The organism is Streptococcus sp. HMSC10E12 (assembly GCF_001807855.1).
GTDB lineage: Bacteria > Bacillota > Bacilli > Lactobacillales > Streptococcaceae > Streptococcus > Streptococcus salivarius.
In genome coordinates, this window is the sequence record NZ_KV791096.1 from 1,263 (window position 1) to 1,649 (window position 387).

The following is a 387-nucleotide window of genomic DNA, read 5'->3' on the forward strand; positions in this document are numbered from 1 at the left end:
ACAACAAGGATAATATCCAAACTGTTGGTATCACTGATGATTATGATGAAGCTAAATTGGATGTTAAGGTAGCTGATATCAAGGCTTACGATGGTAAGACTGGTGCTGATGTTACTGACAAGTTTGACATCTCAATCGCTAATGGTGTGATTACTGCTAACCTTAAACCTGGCTTCACTAAGTCACTTGGCGATGCAGAAAACACTCAAATTATCGATACTACTAAGTTCGAATTTGGACGTTACTACAAGTTTGTCATCCCAGCTAAGGTTACTGACGGTGCTTACGATGGTGCTGAAATTGAAAATACAGCAGCTCAAGTTGTAAACTACTACAACCCAACTACTAAGACTGTTGAAAAACCAAACAAACCAACTGAAAAACGTG

Annotated in this window: 1 protein-coding gene; it reads left to right on the forward strand. The window is 38.8% G+C overall.

Annotated features, from left to right (window positions below):
* A partial coding sequence (locus HMPREF3112_RS11720; protein WP_256262677.1) for an SspB-related isopeptide-forming adhesin occupies positions 1-387 on the forward strand: 387 nt, incomplete at both ends.